The sequence below is a fragment of the Sphingobium sp. GW456-12-10-14-TSB1 genome (assembly GCF_059424385.1).
This window is the reverse complement of sequence record NZ_JBWKZI010000001.1, coordinates 3,161,004-3,178,931: the sequence shown is the minus strand read 5'-3', so window position 1 is coordinate 3,178,931 and position 17,928 is coordinate 3,161,004. Positions and strand designations below refer to the sequence as shown.

Below are 17,928 nucleotides of genomic sequence, written 5' to 3'. Positions count from 1 at the left end.
CATGCACAAAGAATGCCAACTGCCCCGCGGGCGGACCAATTTTTACTGGCGGTCAATCCATTGGCTGCAAGAATGGACGAACCATGCACGACGTCACCACCCAGGATCGGCCAGCCCAGGCCCACCACCCCCTTGCCCCGCAGGAACTGGGTGATGGCCTGTCGGTCATCTCGATCGCCAAAAGCTATGACAAGCGCGTCGTCCTGTCCGACGTGTCGCTGACCGTGGGCAAGGGCGAAGTGGTCGGCCTGCTTGGCCCCAATGGCGCGGGCAAGACGACCTGTTTCTATTCGGTGATGGGGCTGGTCCGCCCCGACCGCGGCCGCATCGTGCTGGATGGGCAGGATATTACCGGCCTGCCCATGTATCGCCGCGCCATATTGGGGCTGGGCTATCTGCCGCAGGAAACGTCGATCTTTCGTGGCCTGACCGTCGCGCAGAATATCAGCGCCGTACTGGAACTGGCCGAGCCGGACCGTGATGCGCGCGACGCCCGGCTGGAACAGCTGCTCGACGAATTCGGCCTGACCCGTTTGCGCGATTCGGCGGCAATGGCGCTGTCGGGGGGCGAACGCCGCCGCTGCGAAATCGCCCGCGCGCTGGCCGCCAATCCCTCGATCGTGCTGCTGGACGAACCTTTTGCGGGCATCGACCCGCTCTCCATCGCCGACATCCGCGACCTGGTCAAAGATCTGAAGAACCGGGGCATCGGCGTCCTCATCACCGACCATAATGTGCGCGAAACGCTGGAAATCGTCGATCGCGCCTGCATCATCTATGGCGGCCAGATGCTCTTTGCCGGCAGCCCGACCGAACTGGTCGCCAATGCCGACGTACGCCGCCTCTATCTGGGCGAGAATTTCTCGCTTTGACATGATGGCGGCGCGCACTCCCATTCATGACGCAGTTATGGTCTGATGGCGCTCGGTCCACGCCTCGACATCCGGCAAAGCCAGTCGCTGGTGATGACGCCGCAGCTCCAGCAGGCGATCAAGCTGCTGGCGCTTTCCAATCTGGAGATTGATGCGTTCGTCGCGGTTGAGCTGGAGAAAAATCCGCTGCTCGACAGCGGCAGCGCGCCCGACGACCTGCCCGCGCCCGATGGCATAGACCGGGATGTGGAACGCCCTGCGCTTGCCGCCGAAACCGGGTCGAGCGACGATCTGATCGGCCAGGGACTGGGCGCCAGCGATTCCCCGCTCGACGTCGATTATGGCGCCGAAACCTTTATCGACGATGGCCCCGGCGATCGCATGGCCAGCGCCCATGGCACGAGTAGCGGTTCTGGCAGCGGCATGGACGCGCTGACGGGCGGCAGCGGCGAAGCGGTAGATTTCGACAGTTTCGCCAATCCCGAACCCAGCCTTCAGGAACATCTGATGGATCAGGCCCGCGCCGCTTTGTCGGGCATGGACCTGATCGTCGCTGGCCAACTGATCGGCCAGATCGACCCGGCGGGCTATCTGGAGGCCAATCTTCTGGAAACCGCCCATGCGCTCGGCCTGCCGCTGTGCGACGTGGAACGGGTGCTGGGCGTCATCCATGGCTTCGACCCCACCGGGGTTGGCGCGCGGTCATTGTCCGAATGTCTGGCGCTGCAAGCCAAGGAGGCCGACCGTCACGATCCCTGCATGGCGCGACTGCTCGCCAATCTGGATCTGCTGGCGCGCGGCGCGCTGCCCCAGTTGCGCCGTATCTGCGGCGTGGATGAAGAGGATATGGCGGACATGATCCGCGAACTGCGCAGCTATGACCCAAAGCCCGGCCTGCGCTTTTCCAGCGATCGCGCCGCGCCCGTCACGCCGGACCTGTTCGTGCGGCCCACCGCGGACGGCTGGGCGATCGAGATTAACAGCGCGACGCTGCCCCGCGTCCTCATCAACCGTAATTATTATGTCGAACTGGCGTCGGGCAAACAGGACAAGAGCGCCAAGGCATGGCTCGCCGATTGCCTGGCCAGCGCCAACTGGCTGGTGAAGGCGCTGGACCAGCGCCAGAAAACGATCATCAAGGTCGCCAGCGAAATCGTCCGTTGTCAGGAGGATTTTTTCCGCAAGGGCGTCGCGCACCTCAAACCGCTGACGCTGCGCACCGTCGCGGATGCCATCGCGATGCACGAATCCACCGTCAGCCGGGTGACGTCGAACAAATATCTGTCCTGTCCGCGCGGCCAGTTCGAGCTCAAATATTTCTTCACCAGCGGCGTCGCCAATGCCGAAGGCGACGGTGCCGTCTCGGCTGAGGCAGTCAAAAGCCATATCAAGGCGCTGATCGCCGCCGAAGAACCCCATGCCATCCTGTCCGACGACACGCTGGTCGACCTGCTGCGCGCCAAGGGCATGGACATAGCGCGGCGCACCGTGGCGAAATATCGTGAGGCGATGGGCATAGGCTCATCGGTGCAACGGCGGCGGCAGAAGGCGTTGCAGGGCAAGGCGGCTTAATTCACCCCAACAACTCCTCCACCAGCGAAGGCCGCTTGGCGATCATCGCCAGCAGCACTTGCGCCGGGCCGGTGGGGCGGCGACGGCCCTGTTCCCAGTTGAGCAATGTGCCACGCGCGACGCCGATGCTGCGCGCGAACGCCCCTTGCGACAGGCCGGTGCTGGCCCGGATCGCCGCAACATCGACATCGCGCACCGCCACCTGATGCACCCGCGCGTCCACATCCTGTCCCTGCGCAAAGGCCAGTGCTTCGTCCAATCCCTGACGGATCGTTTCATAGGCGCTCATTGCCTGTCTCCATAAAAAGCCAGCAGAGCCTTGCCCAGCGCGACCAGTTCCGCCTGCTCGGCACGGCTCAAATTATCCTTTTCATTCTTGGCGAACAGCGTGATCAGAAAGATCGGCACATGCCCGCCGCCGAATAGATGGATAGTCCGGTATCCACCACTTTTGCCGCCGCCTGCACGGGCGACGCGAACCTTGCGCAACCCGCCGCCTAGAGAGACGCCTGCTTCCGGGTTGGCCGCGATATAGTTCACCAGCGCGGCGCGCTCCTCATCGGACAGGATCGCTTTGGCCCGTCGCAGAAATTCAGGCAATTCTACGACGGTTTGCAAACGGCTCATGGTAGCAATATATGCGCCATTGGCGCATGCGTCAATGACGCATAAAATCGGTCCGCTGTCCTACACAACCCGCCCCTGATATATTTAGACCCGGCTCCTTTACATCGTCCACCCCACCCCCTTGCCCGCACCGGCGGACGACCGACTTTGCGTCAATTTCCCATGCGCGATATGGGCGAATTTAGCGAAGTTCCGCGCCCGCCCTTCCCGCCGCAACAGCGTGATATGCGACGCCAAGCCGCTTGACCCTGCCCGCCCGACCGGCAAAAGCAGGGGCTTCATCGCCTAAGGAAATGCCCCGCTTCATGTCGATCGCCTATCTCAACGGTGCCCTTCTACCGCTTGCAGACGCGCGGATCTCACCGCTGGACCGCGGCTTCCTGTTTGCCGATGGCATTTATGAGGTCGCGGCGGTCATCGATGGCAAGCTGATCGACAGCGCCAACCATCTCGCCCGACTGCAACGTTCCGCCGCCGCGCTTGGCATCGCCCTGCCCATGAGCCTTGCCGAAATTGAGGCGGTGCAAAAGCAACTCGTCGCCTGCAACGCGCTGAATGAAGGTCTCGTCTATCTTCAGCTGACCCGTGGCGCGGACGCGACGCGCGACTTCCTGCCGTCGCCCGATACTGCGCCGACCCTGTTCCTGTTCGTGCAGGACAAACCCATTCTCCATGTCCCTGCCGTCACGACCGGCATCGCGGTTGCCACGATGCCCGACCTGCGCTGGAAACGGCGCGACATCAAAAGCACCGGCTTGCTGGCGCAGGCGATGGCCAAACAGGCCGCGCGCGACGCGAGCGCACAGGAAGCCTGGCTGGTCGAGGACGGCTTCGTGACCGAAGGCGCGTCCTCCACCGCCTTCATCGTCACCGACGAAGGCATCGTCACCCGCCCCTACAGCCAGGCGGTGCTGGCAGGCTGCACCGGCGACGCGCTGACCACGCTGGCCGTCGAAAGCGGCCTGGCCGTCATCCGCCGCCCTTTCAGCGTCGCAGAAGCGCTGGCCGCGAAAGAAGCGTTCATCACCAGCGCCTCGACCCTGTGCCAGTCGGTCGTCACCATCGATGGCCAGACCATCGGCACCGGCACCCCCGGCCCGGTCGCGATGCGACTGCGGGCACTCTACATCGCCTTCGCCCGCGCCACGGCGGTGTAATAACTGATTCCATTTTGGAGCAATCCTAACCCTTTCCTGAGGCGATAGGATATTTCCTTCATCCTCCCGCCAGATTGGCTGCAAACTGGACGGGACGAACCACCTGTCGTTCTTTTCCGATGGCCAAATGACGGCATTGCTCCAGACCCTCTCCAAAATGGCGAATATGTGGGGCTGAATTGATCTGTTCTTGCTTTAGTCTCAGGAACGAAGGTAGAACAGGATTCGGACCATGATGGAAGATTTTTCCTACGCCTCGCCTTTGACGAGCCATAGCGCACCGCTAGCGCCGCATGATGAGCGCGCGAGCCTGTTGGTCATCGCGGATCAGACGGATGCGTTAACGCTGGAGCCAGTGGTGGCGGCTGCCGGCTTCCGCCTGCTTGGGCTGACCACGCTGGACAACGCTCCGATGCGGCTCGATCTTCAGGTTCAGTGTGACGCGGTACTGGTCTTTTGCCAGTCCATGACCCCGCTTCTGGAGCGGCTGCTGGTGCAACTGGAAACCCAGGCGATCCAGACTGGCATGGCCGTGATCCTCGTTGCTGGATGGGAAACAGTGGAACTTGCTTTCGCCTGCCTGCGCAGCCCGTATACGCAATTGCTGTGTGATCCGGACCGGGTCGAACTGGCGTCTGCGCTGATCGCCGCAGGAGAGCGTCGGCCCGCGGCGGGTCAGGTCCATGAAATGGACCGCGAAAGCACCCGCCTGCAGCAATTGAGCGAAGAGGTCGGACGCCTCGCCCGCACGATCGAGGCTATGACCCAGCGCCCGCGCGGCGTCGCCGCGCCCAGTTTCGATCTTGGTCCGCGCATCGCGGACCGGGCGAGCGATTATATCGGTATGCCTGCGATCGCGCCGATCGGCAGCGAAGTCGCCAGCCCGGACGCTCCGCCGATCAGCGCCACCCAGGTCCGCGACCTGCTGCGCGCACGCCGCATTCGCGCCGATTTCCTGCCCGGCGACCTGTTTGCCGATCCGGCCTGGGACATGCTGCTCGACCTGCTGGCCGCCAGGCTGGAACATGAGCGCGTCTCCGTTTCCAGCCTGTGCATCGCCGCCGCCGTGCCGCCGACAACCGCATTACGCTGGATTCGCACGCTGACCGACAAGGGGCTGGTCGAACGGCAGGCCGATCCCCATGATGGTCGGCGCATCTTCATCGCACTGGCCAATGAGGCCGCCGAAGCGCTGACCCGCTGGTTCGGCGCCAGCCGCCGTCTGCTCACCGCCTGACTCCCGGCTTGACGCCCCGGCATTTTTCCCTAGATAGACGCTTCTCCGCAGGAGCGGGCGATTAGCTCAGTTGGTAGAGCGTCTCGTTTACACCGAGAATGTCGGCGGTTCGAGCCCGTCATCGCCCACCAGTTTTGCCCTACTGGTTTCGCGCAAGCGAGGGCACAATCAATCAAACCGCCTGCGTATCGTTCATCCTGTAGCAAGTATCGCTGCGGCACCATCGCGCCATGCCTTTCGCAGCCCTTATTGGCGGCACCATCGCGCCTGCCCTGCTGATGCTGTCCCCCTTTGCGGTGATGGTGGCGAGCGATTGCGCCGACTGGAGGCCCGCTGCCAAGGCCGTGCAGGATAGCCAAGGTCAGCCCTGCAAAAGACCCCGCCTGCCGCTGATGTAAGCGCTCACCACATATTGCAGCGCAGCGCCGCCGCTGCTAGGTCCGGGATCATGATCCAGCCGCCTGAAATCATCCGAGTCTCCAAATCCCGCGTCTCCTGCGACGGTTCAGGCGACATTCCCGCAGCGCTCGGCCATCCGCGCGTCTTTCTCGAAATCGACGAACATGGCTATGTCGATTGCGGCTATTGCGATCGGCGCTTCGTACTAATCGGCAGCATCGCTGACACTGGCGACATCGGCAGCAAGCCCGATATCGCTTCGGGCGCCAGCCTCTAACTTTTCCTTTGGGCCTGGATGCTGTCGCCCCTATATCGGGGACATGACCGATCCGACCGCCCAATTTACCGACGCCCGTGGCCTTCTCTATCGCCCCGGCCTGCTTGATCCCGATGGCGCGCGCCGCCTGACCGCCGATGCGCTCAAAAGCTGCGACGATGGCGAACTTTACCTGCAATATCGCGCGAGCGAGAGTTTCGGCTTTGACGATGGGCGGCTGAAAACCGCCGATTATTCGACCGATGCCGGGTTCGGCCTGCGCGGCGTATCGGGCGAAATGACGGGCTTTGCCCATGCCAATGACATCAGCGAAGCCGCTATCCGCAAAGCGGCCCAGACGCTGACCCTGCTCGATCCCGCAACCGCTCCTCCCGCGCCGCCGCCCCAGCGCACCAACCGCCATCTCTATACCGACGCCAATCCGCTGGAGATCGTCCCCTTTGCCGAGAAGGTGACGCTATGCGCCGCGATCGACGCGGCTGCCCGCGCGCGCGACCCGCGCGTCGCGCAGGTGTCGGTCAGTCTGGCCGGAAGCTGGTCGGTGATCGAGATCGTCCGCGCTGACGGTTTCACCGCCACCGACATCCGCCCGCTGGTGCGGCTTAACGTCTCGCTGATTCTGGAAGAGGATGGTCGCCGCGAAACCGGCAGCTTCGGCATTGGCGGGCGCTATCTCTATGATCAGGTGATGGAACCTGCCGTCTGGAATCGCGCCATCGACGAAGCTCTGGCGCAGGCGCAGGTCAATCTCCGCTCCGTCGCTGCGCCCGCTGGCGAGATGACCGTGCTGCTCGGTCCCGGCTGGCCGGGTGTCCTGGTGCATGAAGCGATCGGCCACGGGCTGGAAGGCGACTTCAACCGCAAGGGGACCAGCGCCTTTTCCGGTCGCATTGGCCAGCGCGTCGCCGCGCCCGGCGTCACCGTCGTCGATGACGGCGCGATTGCCAGCCGCCGCGGTTCGCTATCCATCGATGACGAAGGCACCCCGACGCGCGAGAATATCCTGATCGAGGATGGCATATTGCGCGGTTACATGCAGGACCGGCTCAACGCCCGATTGATGGGGGTTGAACCCACCGGCAACGGTCGCCGCGAAAGCTATGCCCATGGCCCTATGCCGCGCATGACCAACACCTTCATCAAGGGCGGCAATGACGACCCGGAAGAATTGCTGTCGCGCATGAAGTCCGGCATCTTCGCCAAAAGCTTTGGCGGCGGTCAGGTCGACATCGTGTCGGGCAAGTTCGTTTTTTCCTGCACCGAGGCGTACCGGGTCGAGAATGGCAAGCTGGGCGATCCGATCAAGGGCGCAACGCTGATCGGCGATGGCCCGACCGCGCTGACCAAGGTGGTCGGCATCGGCAACGACTGGGCGCTGGACGAAGGCATCGGCATGTGCGGCAAGGGCGGGCAGAGCGTGCCTGCCGGGGTTGGTCAGCCAACCTTGCTGTTGGAGGGGCTGACGGTCGGCGGCACGGCGACCTGACGCTTTGCCGCTACGGAAGGCGGAACCGGTCGGGAGGTTCGTGAGTATAGGCCCTATGAACATGCTGACCGACAGCCACGAAGCGGTTACTGCCGATTGGGCGGCGGCCTTGCTCGACTTCTGGTTCAACCAGGTCGGGGAAACAGGCTGGTACAGCCATGATCCTGCGCTTGATCATCAGTGCCAGGCGCGATTTCAGCCTTTATGGGCCGAAAAAAAGGCGCTGCCTGCCGACGCCTTCCTCGACCGCGCCGACGATGCGCTGGCCGCCGTGATCCTGTTCGATCAGTTGCCGCGCAACATGTTCCGCGGATCGGCGGAGGCATTTGCCACCGACGCGCTGGCGCGGGACGTGGCGCGGGGGGCGATTGCCCATGGCTATGACATCCAGATCGGCGGGGCCGGACGGCTCTTCTTCTACATGCCGTTTCAGCACAGCGAGGCGCTGGAAGATCAGGAACTGTCGTTGAGCCTGTTCGAAGGTACAGGTGACGAGCGATCGATGGATTTTGCCCGCCAGCATCATGCAATCATCGCCCGCTTCCGCCGTTTCCCCCATCGCAATGCCGCACTAGGCCGGGAAACGCGGCCGGAAGAAGCCGATGCCGCTACGGAAGGCGCGCAATGGTAGGCTGATGCTGCCTATTTTTTAAGCATCAATAGATGGCTGCCCATTTTTTTGGCGCTGCCCTTCGCATCATCGCGCCATAAGCCCGCATTAACGCGTGTTTAACAAATTGGCACGCCTCTTGCTGAGTAGTCCCCTGCACACCAGTAACAGGGGGCGACATGAAACTTGTCATGGCTATCATCAAGCCGTTCAAGCTTGACGATGTCCGCGAGGCACTCTCCTCGCTCGGCATCGCAGGTATGACGGTCAGCGAAGTAAAGGGCTTCGGCCGCCAGAAGGGGCAGACCGAAATCTATCGCGGCGCCGAATATTCCACCAACATGGTCCCGAAGATCAAGATCGAGGTCGTCTGCGACGACGACCTTGCGCCGCGCGTCGTGGAAGCGACCCAGGCGGCCGCCAATTCGGGCGCCATCGGCGATGGCAAGATCTTCGTCCTCGATGTCGGTCAGGCCGTGCGCATCCGCACCGGCGAGACCGGCGAAACCGCGCTGTAAGAAGGGGGAAATAATGACCTTTTCCAAGAAACTTTGCGGGGTTGCGGGGGCAGCCGGGCTGTTGCTCTTCACCGCTCTGCCCGCTTGGGCACAGGATGCGGCGGTACCCGCCGCGACCGTCGACAAGGGCGATACGGCCTGGATGATGATGTCGACCGTATTGGTTCTGGCGATGATCCTGCCGGGCCTGGCGCTGTTCTACGGCGGCCTCGTTCGCACGAAGAACATGCTGTCGGTCATGACGCAGATCGGCGCGGCGGCCTGCCTCGCGATGCTGATCTGGGTAATGTACGGCTATTCCATGGCATTCGGGCCGGACTATACCAGCGGCCTGTCCAACTTCATTTCGACCTTTGACAAGGCGTTCCTGAAGGGAATCACCCCGGCGTCGCAGGCCGCGACGTTCACGGCGGGTGTCGAAATCCCCGAATATGTGTTCGTCTGTTTCCAGATGACCTTTGCCGCGATCACCGTGGCGCTGGTGTTGGGTTCGGTGGTCGAGCGCATCAAATTCTCGGCCGTGATGGTCTTTGCCGCTGTCTGGCTGACGATCGTATATTTCCCGATCGCGCACATGGTCTGGGCAGCGAGCGGCTATTTTTTCAAGCTCGGCGCGCTCGACTTTGCGGGCGGCACCGTCGTCCACATCAATGCGGGCGTTTCGGCTCTGGTAGCCTGCATTATCCTCGGCAAGCGTATCGGCTTTCCCAAGGAGCCGATGGCTCCCCACTCGCTGACGCTGACTGGCGTTGGCACTGGCTTGCTGTGGGTTGGCTGGTTCGGCTTCAACGCCGGTTCGGCTCTCGAAGCCAATGGTTCGGCGGCTCTGGCCATGATCAACACCTTCGTCGCCACGGCGTCGGCTGGCCTCTTCTGGATGCTTGCTGAAAAGCTGAACGGCCACAAGGGTTCGGCTCTGGGCTTCTGTTCGGGCATCATCGCCGGCCTGGTCGCCGTTACGCCAGCCGCTGGCAACTCCGGCCCGTTCGGTGCCATCATCTTGGGCGCTGTCGCTTCGATCATCTGCTTCTATGCCGTGACCGTCATCAAGCCCAAGCTTGGCTATGACGACTCGCTGGATGCATTCGGCATCCACGGCGTTGGCGGCATGATCGGCGCCATCGGCACCGCGATCGTCTACTCGCCTGCCTTTGGTGGCCCCGGCGCGGAAGATTATGTGATCTTCGACAAGCTGCTGGTCCAGCTTTATGCGGTCGGTGTGACGATTGTCTGGGCCGCCATCGGCACCGTGGTCGCCATCTTCATCGCCAAGGCAGTCACCGGCCTGCGTGTCAGCCAGGAAGTCGAACTGGAAGGTCTCGACCTCGGCGAGCACGGCGAGCGCGCCTACAATATGTAAGACTTGGCAGGGCGGGCCGCCCGAACGCGACAAGGCCCGCCCGCCCCACACTGTTCCTCCTGCGAACATGCCTCGGGCCGATGCGAAAGCATCGGTCCTTTTTTTGGCTCGTGAGGGGCAGCGTCAGGCGGTGGGGCGGGTCCACAGGCCGGCCGGGCGCGGCGTTGTTGCGGGCCAGCGGCGCGCGCGGCCAATCACCTGCCAGCCGGACCGGGCTACCCACAGCAGCTTGTCGGATTTGGGCGTGACGACGCGATGGTCCCATGCCTGCTCGCCCCGTCTGGCGACCTCCCGCGCAATGTCGCCATAAATGCCCGCTGCTGCCAGCACAGCCCATGCCGCGCGCGGCGGCAATGCGCCGGTGCCGTGGCGCGCGCTTTGTTCATAGGCGGCGGCCATGTCGGCCATGCGCTTGCCCAACAGGGCAAGGCGCGGGCGGACCCATGGCTTCATATGCTCGCCGGGCGGAATATCCATTTCCGCGAGCCACTCCTGCGGCAGGTAGCAGCGGTCGGCGGCTTCATCCTCGCTAATGTCGCGGGCGATGTTCGCCAGTTGAAACGCCAGTCCCAGATCGCAGGCGCGGTCCAGCGTCGCCTGATCGGCCGGATCGACCCCCATCAACACCGCCATCATGCAACCGACAGCGCCCGCGACATGATAGCAGTAGCGCAGCATATCGTCCTGACTGCGCGGCCTCCAGTCACGCGCGTCGAGCGCGAACCCCTCTATCAGGTCATGGGCATAGCGGGCCGGAATGGCGCATTCGCGCATCACCACGCCAAAGCCGTCAAAGGCCGGATCGCCGGTCGCCTCACCGCGCAGCGCCATGTCGGTCATGACGCGGATGGTCGACAATCGCGCCTGCCCGTCGCTTACGCCGGTGAGCGTGCCGCCATGGTCCTGTCCGTCGGCAATGTCGTCGCACTTGCGGCACCAGGCGTAGAGCAGCCAGGCCCGTTCACGGGTTACCCGGTCGAACAGGGTAGAGGCCATGGCGAAGGATTTCGAGCCACGCGCGATGCTCGCCTGCGCATGGGCGACGAGGGCGGGACGGTCGAGATGTGGCGAACCCGTCAGAGCCGCGCCGCCTTCATCGCGAAGATCGTTTCGTGGGGCTGATAGGCGGCCATGGTATCGAGCAGGGCGTCTATGCTGTCGGCATGCAGCAGGATGCCCGCATGCTGGGCACGGATGAAGCCTGCCGCCACCATCTGCCGGTTGAAGCCGATCAGCTGGTCGTAAAAGCCGCCGACATTGAGCAGGCCGACCGGCTTTTGATGATAGCCCAGCTGCGACCAGCTGATCGCCTCCCACAATTCATCCATCGTCCCCACCCCGCCGGGCAGGGTGACGAAGCCGTCAGACAGGTCGGTGAAGAGCTGTTTGCGCTGGTGCATCGTCTGGACGACGTGCAGCTGCGTGCAGCCGCGATGGGCGACTTCCGCGCCGACAAGGGCGTCGGGAATCACGCCGATCACCTCGCCACCAGCCTCCAGCGCCGCGTCAGCCACGGCGCCCATCAGGCCGAGACGCCCACCGCCATAGACGACGCCGATTCCACGGGCGGCGAGGGTGCGTCCGACATGGCGGGCGGCTTCGATGAAGATCGGATCGGCAGGGGTGGCTGATCCGCAATATACGGCCAATCTATTCATACTCTTCCCATATTCACCATATGGCATCGTGGTAATATCGATATAATTCAGATGCTTAGCCTAAAGCAGCCAGATCCTCTATCATCAGTGCCGCTGTCGCCTTCGCGCTGCCGACGACGCCGGGGATGCCAGCGCCCGGATGCGTGCCTGCCCCTACCAGATACAGGTTGGGAATCACATCGTCGCGATTATGCGCGCGGAACCAGGCGCTCTGGGTCAGCAAGGGTTCCAGGCTGAAGGCGCTGCCCAGATGGGCGTTCAGATCGCGGCCGAAATCGGACGGCGCATAATGGAACTGGGTGACGATGCGCGACCGGATGTCGGGGATCAGGCGATGCTGGATTTCGTCCAATATCCGGTCGGCATAGGCGGGGGCGAACTGATCCCAGTCGATCGGCAGCTTGCCCATGTGCGGCACCGGGGCGAGCGCATAGAAGGTCGAATGACCGTCGGGCGCCATCGACGGATCGGTCACGGTCGGATGGTGCAGATAGAGCGAGAAATCTTCCGGCAGCACGCCATGATCGTAGATGTCCGTCAGCAATCCCTTATAGCGCGGCCCGAACAGGATCATATGATGCGGGATACCGGGCCAGCTGCCCTTGATCCCGAAATGCAGCACGAACAGGCTGGGCGACCAGCGCTTTTGCGCCAGCTTTTCCCCCTGCTTTGCACCGCGCGGATGGTGGGCCAGCAGATCGCGATAGCTGTGCATCAGGTCGGCGTTGCTGGCGACAGCGTCCGCCTCCCCGCGCCAGCCCGATGCTGTATGCACAGCGGTGATCCTGTCGCCCTGGGTTTCGATCCGGGTCACCTTGTCACCCAGCCGCAACGTGCCGCCCAGCCGCTCGAAATGGGTCGCCATGGCCTGCACCAGACGATTGGTCCCGCCCTTTGCGAACCAGACGCCGCCATCCTTTTCCAGCTTGTGGATCAGCGCATAGATGGCGCTGGTGTTCATCGGATTGCCGCCGACCAGCAGCGTATGGAAGGACAGCGCCTCGCGCAGCTTTTCATTCTTCACATAGGAAGAAACGATCGAATAGACCGACCGCCAGGCCTGATATTTGGCGAGCGCGGGTGCGGCCTTGATCATCGAGGCGAAGTCGAGAAAGGCGACCGAGCCGAGCTTGCGATACCCCTCCTCATACACCCCGGCGGCATAATCGAGGAAGCGTTCATAACCCGCGACGTCGGCGGGATCGAGCTTGGCGATCTCCGTGCGCAGCGACGCTTCGTCATTGCTGTAATCGAAATTCGTGCCGTCGCGCCAGTTGAGGCGGTAGAAGGGGCTGACCGGCATCAGCGTCACGTCCTGCGCCATGTCATGCCCCGACAGGCGCCACAGTTCCGACAGGCAATCGGGATCGGTGATGACGGTCGGCCCGGCGTCGAAGGTGAAGCCGTCCTTTTCCCACATATAGGCGCGGCCACCGGGACGGTCGCGCGCCTCCACCAAAATGGTGTCCATGCCGGCGGATTGCAGGCGGATGGCGAGCGCCAGGCCGCCAAAGCCTGCGCCGATGACGATCGCTTTTCTGGCCATCAGGCGGGCGGATTCAACAATGTTCGCATGGCATCCCTTATGGGCACGGGGGGGCGTCCGCACAAGATGCGGATGCGGTCGGTCAGGGTGGAGCGCCCGGCGTAGAAACGCTGGATCAGCGGCGCGGACAGGCGGTAGAAGCGGGCGAAGATGCGCCAGCGCTGGTCGGGCCGGGCCGCGCCGAACAGCATCTTGCCGAGCAGGCGATAATAGCCGCCAGCGCGCCAATGGGCGGCGGCGCGGGCGCGGGTGACCATGGCCAGACGATCGAGCGGCTGATCCACGAGCCAGGTCGCGAAACGGACGGCATCAGGCAGCGAATAGCCGGTCATGGGCTGAAACAGCCCCGCCCGCACACCGGCGCGGGCGACCGGATCATGCGCTGGCCAATAGCTGTAGAAATCGCCGCCATGGACAACCGGCAACACACCCTGTTCGCGATGGACGACCGTGCCGTGCCAGCCCTTTGCCTGCGCATAGGCCGCGATCCGCGTGCCGATGCTGGCGACATCCAGCGCCGGGCTGTTGCTGTAATAGGTGTCTTCGATGAAGATGGTGCGGGCGTCCCAGGGCAGCAGATAGACGAAGCGATACCCGTCAATCTGCTCCACACTCGCATCCATGATGACGGGCCGGTCGATCCCGTGCGGCGCATCGAGCCGCAGCGTATGGCCCACAAACTTCTGCCAGCCGCAGCGCAGCGCCGACAGGTCGCCCGCCCCGCGCGCATCGATCACCGCCCCTGCGGTAATTTCCAACCCGTCGGCCAGCATGACCGCATCGGGCGTCACCGACACCACATCTGCCCCGGTCAGCACGGCGTCACCCAGCACGGCGCGGATATGCGCGTCGAGCCGGGGCGAGGCGATGCTGTTATAGGGGGTGTCGAGTTGCCGATGGTGGCCGGGAAAGCGGACATCATGCCCCTGCGGCCAGCGATGGCTGATCAAGGGATCGACCAGCCAGCGGTCGCCGGGCATCACATCGCCATCGAAAAAGGACCAGATATGGTTGCCGCCAATCCCGGCGTCGCGCTCCACCAGCGCCAGCCGCACATCGGGCCGCCGGGCGGCGAAGGCAAGCGCGATCAGGCTGCCCGCCAGGCCGCCGCCAAGGATCGCCAGATCGCATTCCACCCGGTTGGTCATGCGATCCTGTTAGGGGAGGCTGTGCGGCAAGGCCATGACCCAAATGGCGCGGCGGTATGGTTTTTGGGGAAGCGGCGGGAGACGGCGGACCTGTTCAGCACAGCATGACCATAGCTTGATCCGTTGGTTTCGAGCGCAGTCGAGAAACCTGCGCGGCGTTTCTCGACTTCGCTCGAAACGAACGGGGGTTTGTGCAGGAGGCTCTGGTAAACACCCGCAAAATAGTATAGGGGGGTACCCTATGCATATCATCGCCGATCGGGACAAGTTGCTGGCGCGGGTGCGCCGTATCGCGGGACAGATTGCTGCCGTGGACCGCCAGTTGACGGGGGACGCCGACTGTTCCGAAACGCTGCAACTGGTGGCTTCGGTGCGTGGCGCGGTCGGCAGCCTGATGGAGGAACTGATCGAGCAGCATATGCGCGAGCATGTCGCCCGACCGGGCCTGACCGATGCCGAGCGCAGCGCCGCCAGCGAGGAAATGCTGGCGCTGATCCGCCGCTACGGGAAATGACGATGCACGACGGCCATGATCACCGGCATGACGATCACAGTCATGATCCCGCCCCTGCCCCAACGCTCGACGCGGCGTCCATGGAGGGCGAGGACAGCCATTATTTCGACCATATCTATCTGTCCGCCGGGCATGACGAGAATGCGAAGCGCACCCTGTGGGTCGTATGGCTGACCGCCGCGACCATGGTGGTGGAGATTGTCGCGGGATGGACCACCGGATCGATGGCGCTGCTGGCCGACGGCTTTCATATGGCGACGCATGCGGGCGCTCTGGCCGTGGCGGCGGCGGCCTATGCTTATGCCCGGCGACACGCGCGCAACCCGCGCTACACGTTCGGGACGGGCAAGGTGGGCGATCTGTCCGGCTTTGCCTCTGCCCTGCTGCTGGGCGTCATGGCGCTGTTCATCGCGATCGAATCGGGGATGCGGTTCTTCCAGCCGGTCGAGGTCGCCTTTGGCGAGGCGACGCTGGTGGCCGTCGTCGGGCTGGTCATCAACATCATCAGCGCGTTTCTGCTGGGGCATGACCATAGCCATGATCATGGCCATGGCGATCATGGGCATGATCATGCCCATGGCGCCAAACACAGCCATGCCGACAATAATCTGCGCGCCGCCTATGTGCATGTGCTGACCGATGCGCTGACGTCGGTACTGGCGATCGCGGCGCTGCTGGCCGGGCGCTATCTGGGCTGGCGGTGGATGGACCCCGCGGTCGGCCTGCTGGGCGCAGTGGTGATAGCGCGCTGGGCCTGGGGGCTGATGAAGGATACCGCCGCGATCCTGCTGGATACGGCGGAACCGGCGCTGATGGCGAGAGTGCGGACGCTGGTGGAGGCCGAGGGCGCGACTATCTGTGACCTGCATGTCTGGCGCATCGGCCCGCACGCCCATGCGTCGATCATCAGCCTGGCGCCGGGCGCGGACGTTGCGCGAGTCCGGGCGCGGGTGAAGTCGCTACCGCGGATGGAGCATGTGACGGTGGAAGGCTAATATTTCCATGCTGTAGGGGGATTGCCCTGCGCACCGGCTTTGTCCGATGATGCGCCATGGATTTCATGAAATGGATCAACTCGCTCGACGAGCTTCTCTACGAAGTCATGAGCTGGCTGCTCTTCTTTCCGCTGACGCTATGGCGTTCGATCATCCATCCCTTTGCGATGATGGACTATGCCGACGATCAGCTGGCTCTGCCCGACGACCAGCAATATGGTGCAGCGCTCAGCCCGCCGCTATTCCTGGCGATTGCGCTGCTGATGGCCCATGTGGTTTCGCTGACGCTGGGGCAGGTTGATGCGATCGTTGCCGACCAGCACGGGCTGGGCGCGCTGGTCAATGACGATGCCAGCGCGCTGGTGCTGCGGCTGGTCGTCTTTGCGTCCTTTTCCCTGTTCACCGCCACAAGGATGGTGCGCCGGCGTGGCCTGCCGATTGACCGCAATACGCTAAGGGCGCCCTTTTACGCGCAATGCTATCCCACCGGCGTATTCGCGCTGGGGCTGGGCACCGGCGTCGCCCTGGTCCGCACGGCATGGCCCGCCACCCATATAGGCGGCATCGGGCTGGTCGTCGCGAGCATCCTCTATTATGTCATCATCGAGACACGCTGGTTCGCCATGAAGCTGGGCACCGGCTATATCTCCGCGATCGGTGCGGTCGCCATCACCCTGTTTGAAGCATTTACCCTGTTCCTTATCGTCGGATTTCTGTTCACGCGCTAATGTTTGCATCTGCGCCCCTTCAGGAGGATTGGTCCATGCGTTTCCTGCCTGTGATAGCCGTCCTGCTGGCGGCATCCGCGACCCCCGCCATCGCCCAGACGCCGCCCGATGTCGCCGACCTGGTCGGTGCCAGGGCCGCCGGGGGCGAAACCCAGCTGGAGGCGCGGGGCTATCGCTTCGTCACCACCAATGTGGTGCGGGACACGAAATGGTCCTTCTGGTGGAGCGAGCGGCAGCGGCAGTGCATTTCGGTGGCGACGGCCGAGGGCCGCTACAACGCGATCGGCACGGTTCCGGCGGCCAATTGCAATGCCGGCGGCGGCGGCGCGACGTCCCGGCCGACACAGCCCTTTGAGAGGATTTCGCTGGTCTGTATCGGCACGGGCAGCGGACCTGCGGCGCAAAGCTCGTCCGGCTATCGCTACAATCGCAAGTCGCGCAAATTCGAGCCGGAATTTGGCACGACCATGGGGCGGGAAGCCTTTTCGTCCGATCTGGAGATCGAGATTGCCGATGGTGTCGGCCGGGTGCATCCGTCCGGCAAGCTGGTGTCGCCGATCCATTCGGGCGGGAATGATGGCTGGTGGCCGATCGCCGACCTGCTGGTGACGCCGGACCGGATTACGGGCAGCTATCGCATGAACGGGCTGAACAAGCCGCGCATCGACTATGATCGCCGCACGCGCATCGTCCGTGTGCGCGCAGCGACCGAATTTACCGGGCGGTGCGAGGAGCAGTGATCACTCCGCCTTCAGCGCATCCATGATCTGGCGCACCGGGGCGATGTCATAGCCTGCCGCCGCCGCCTGCGCCGCCAGCACGTCGCCATTGTCGCCTGCCCGCGCGCGGGTGAGCGCCCAGAGCAAGGTGCTGCGCGTGCCTGAGCGGCAATAGGCCAGCGTCTTGCCGGTGCCGGCCTGCTCCAGCGCTGCGGCCATGCCATCGAGTTGCCAGGGGGCAAAGCCGCCATGGGCGACCGGCACGGCGACATAGGCGATGCCCGCCGCCTTGGCCGCCGCTTCGATCTCCGCGCCGTTGACCTGACCCGGCTCCTCATTGTCGGGGCGGTTGTTGACGATCATCGTCACGCCCTGCGCTTTCGCCTCTGCCACCTGATCGATCGTGATCTGGGGGGAAACGAGGATATGGTCGGTCAGCTTGCGGAACATCTGTGGGTCTCCTTTCCCCAACCCATGCGCCGGGACAGCGCCGGTTTCAAGGATG

The 17,928-nt window shown here is 63.7% G+C and carries 21 protein-coding genes and 1 tRNA gene; 15 read left to right on the top strand and 7 right to left on the bottom strand.

Translation table 11 applies throughout. The annotated features are described in order from the left end of the window. Window positions 1–83 precede the first annotated feature (83 nt). Together lptB and rpoN are read left to right on the top strand one after the other, a co-directional pair. A complete protein-coding gene (gene lptB, locus AC07X9_RS15590) occupies window positions 84–872 on the top strand; it encodes an LPS export ABC transporter ATP-binding protein (RefSeq protein ID WP_017183792.1) in 789 nt (262 codons plus the stop codon). A gap of 45 nt (window positions 873–917) precedes the next feature. Then, a complete protein-coding gene (gene rpoN, locus AC07X9_RS15585; RefSeq protein WP_017183791.1) occupies window positions 918–2,444 on the top strand; it encodes an RNA polymerase factor sigma-54 in 1,527 nt (508 codons plus the stop codon). A gap of 1 nt (window position 2,445) precedes the next feature. Here the strand turns inward: rpoN and AC07X9_RS15580 are convergent, their stop codons facing one another. Both AC07X9_RS15580 and AC07X9_RS15575 read right to left on the bottom strand, forming a co-directional pair. After that, window positions 2,446–2,733: a helix-turn-helix domain-containing protein gene (locus AC07X9_RS15580; protein ID WP_017183790.1), complete on the bottom strand. Its 288-nt coding sequence runs from the start codon at window positions 2,731–2,733 to the stop codon at window positions 2,446–2,448. After that, window positions 2,730–3,071 (bottom strand): type II toxin-antitoxin system RelE/ParE family toxin, encoded by a 342-nt coding sequence (locus AC07X9_RS15575; RefSeq protein ID WP_017183789.1) that lies wholly within the window; start codon window positions 3,069–3,071, stop codon window positions 2,730–2,732. The genes AC07X9_RS15580 and AC07X9_RS15575 overlap by 4 nt, the downstream gene beginning before the upstream one ends. 305 nt (window positions 3,072–3,376) lie before the next feature. Between AC07X9_RS15575 and AC07X9_RS15570 the strand changes: the two genes are divergently transcribed. The 9 genes from AC07X9_RS15570 to AC07X9_RS15530 all read left to right on the top strand — a co-directional run bounded on the left by AC07X9_RS15570 (window position 3,377) and on the right by AC07X9_RS15530 (window position 10,115). Continuing rightward, window positions 3,377–4,228 carry a D-amino-acid transaminase gene (locus tag AC07X9_RS15570; protein WP_026002511.1) on the top strand — a complete coding sequence of 284 codons (852 nt, stop codon included), beginning with the start codon at window positions 3,377–3,379 and terminating at the stop codon, window positions 4,226–4,228. Between the two features lie 232 nt (window positions 4,229–4,460). Further along, window positions 4,461–5,465 (top strand): MarR family transcriptional regulator, encoded by a 1,005-nt coding sequence (locus AC07X9_RS15565; RefSeq protein ID WP_086485917.1) that lies wholly within the window; start codon window positions 4,461–4,463, stop codon window positions 5,463–5,465. Window positions 5,466–5,520: 55 nt separating this feature from the next. Beyond that, window positions 5,521–5,596: transfer RNA gene (locus AC07X9_RS15560), tRNA-Val, on the top strand. 99 nt (window positions 5,597–5,695) lie between these two features. After that, window positions 5,696–5,863 (top strand): hypothetical protein, encoded by a 168-nt coding sequence (locus AC07X9_RS15555; protein WP_017183785.1) that lies wholly within the window; start codon window positions 5,696–5,698, stop codon window positions 5,861–5,863. Window positions 5,864–5,913: 50 nt separating this feature from the next. Further along, entirely contained in the window at window positions 5,914–6,141 is a 228-nt protein-coding gene (locus AC07X9_RS15550; RefSeq protein WP_017183784.1) for a zinc-finger domain-containing protein, read from the top strand. Between the two features lie 43 nt (window positions 6,142–6,184). After that, complete coding sequence (gene tldD, locus AC07X9_RS15545; protein ID WP_017183783.1) at window positions 6,185–7,627, top strand: metalloprotease TldD; 1,443 nt, start codon at window positions 6,185–6,187, stop codon at window positions 7,625–7,627. A gap of 55 nt (window positions 7,628–7,682) precedes the next feature. Then, window positions 7,683–8,258, top strand: coding sequence for a DUF924 family protein (locus AC07X9_RS15540; protein ID WP_017183782.1), 576 nt, complete (start codon window positions 7,683–7,685; stop codon window positions 8,256–8,258). A gap of 158 nt (window positions 8,259–8,416) precedes the next feature. Continuing rightward, window positions 8,417–8,755 carry a P-II family nitrogen regulator gene (locus AC07X9_RS15535; protein ID WP_004209785.1) on the top strand — a complete coding sequence of 113 codons (339 nt, stop codon included), beginning with the start codon at window positions 8,417–8,419 and terminating at the stop codon, window positions 8,753–8,755. A gap of 13 nt (window positions 8,756–8,768) precedes the next feature. Beyond that, on the top strand, window positions 8,769–10,115 hold the full coding sequence (locus tag AC07X9_RS15530) for an ammonium transporter (RefSeq protein WP_017183781.1): 1,347 nt from the start codon (window positions 8,769–8,771) through the stop codon (window positions 10,113–10,115). A 123-nt stretch (window positions 10,116–10,238) separates the two neighbouring features. On the opposite strand, the gene AC07X9_RS15525 is transcribed toward AC07X9_RS15530, so the two are convergent. The 4 genes from AC07X9_RS15525 to crtY are packed head-to-tail and all read right to left on the bottom strand — an operon-like array spanning window position 10,239 to window position 14,467. Continuing rightward, window positions 10,239–11,138 (bottom strand): phytoene/squalene synthase family protein, encoded by a 900-nt coding sequence (locus AC07X9_RS15525; protein ID WP_254908107.1) that lies wholly within the window; start codon window positions 11,136–11,138, stop codon window positions 10,239–10,241. 53 nt (window positions 11,139–11,191) lie between these two features. Continuing rightward, window positions 11,192–11,773, bottom strand: a complete 582-nt coding sequence (locus tag AC07X9_RS15520; protein ID WP_017183779.1) for an LOG family protein — start codon at window positions 11,771–11,773, stop codon at window positions 11,192–11,194. Between the two features lie 55 nt (window positions 11,774–11,828). Continuing rightward, entirely contained in the window at window positions 11,829–13,319 is a 1,491-nt protein-coding gene (locus AC07X9_RS15515) for a phytoene desaturase (protein WP_017183778.1), read from the bottom strand. After that, on the bottom strand, window positions 13,319–14,467 hold the full coding sequence (gene crtY / locus AC07X9_RS15510) for a lycopene beta-cyclase CrtY (protein ID WP_086485916.1): 1,149 nt from the start codon (window positions 14,465–14,467) through the stop codon (window positions 13,319–13,321). Before crtY ends, AC07X9_RS15515 begins: the two co-directional genes overlap by 1 nt. Window positions 14,468–14,708: 241 nt before the next feature. Here crtY and AC07X9_RS15505 point away from each other — a divergent pair, with 241 nt between their 5' ends. Genes AC07X9_RS15505 through AC07X9_RS15490 form a run of 4 tightly spaced genes read left to right on the top strand, consistent with a single transcriptional unit; the run spans window position 14,709 to window position 17,444 of the window. Further along, complete coding sequence (locus AC07X9_RS15505) at window positions 14,709–14,981, top strand: metal/formaldehyde-sensitive transcriptional repressor (RefSeq protein ID WP_017183776.1); 273 nt, start codon at window positions 14,709–14,711, stop codon at window positions 14,979–14,981. After that, window positions 14,978–15,976 (top strand): CDF family Co(II)/Ni(II) efflux transporter DmeF, encoded by a 999-nt coding sequence (gene dmeF, locus AC07X9_RS15500; RefSeq protein ID WP_017183775.1) that lies wholly within the window; start codon window positions 14,978–14,980, stop codon window positions 15,974–15,976. Before AC07X9_RS15505 ends, dmeF begins: the two co-directional genes overlap by 4 nt. 56 nt (window positions 15,977–16,032) lie before the next feature. Then, window positions 16,033–16,704, top strand: coding sequence for a hypothetical protein (locus AC07X9_RS15495; RefSeq protein WP_017183774.1), 672 nt, complete (start codon window positions 16,033–16,035; stop codon window positions 16,702–16,704). A 35-nt stretch (window positions 16,705–16,739) separates the two neighbouring features. Then, window positions 16,740–17,444: a hypothetical protein gene (locus tag AC07X9_RS15490; protein WP_241763670.1), complete on the top strand. Its 705-nt coding sequence runs from the start codon at window positions 16,740–16,742 to the stop codon at window positions 17,442–17,444. Here the strand turns inward: AC07X9_RS15490 and AC07X9_RS15485 are convergent, their stop codons facing one another. Beyond that, window positions 17,445–17,873: a protein tyrosine phosphatase family protein gene (locus AC07X9_RS15485; RefSeq protein ID WP_017183772.1), complete on the bottom strand. Its 429-nt coding sequence runs from the start codon at window positions 17,871–17,873 to the stop codon at window positions 17,445–17,447. Window positions 17,874–17,928 lie beyond the last annotated feature (55 nt).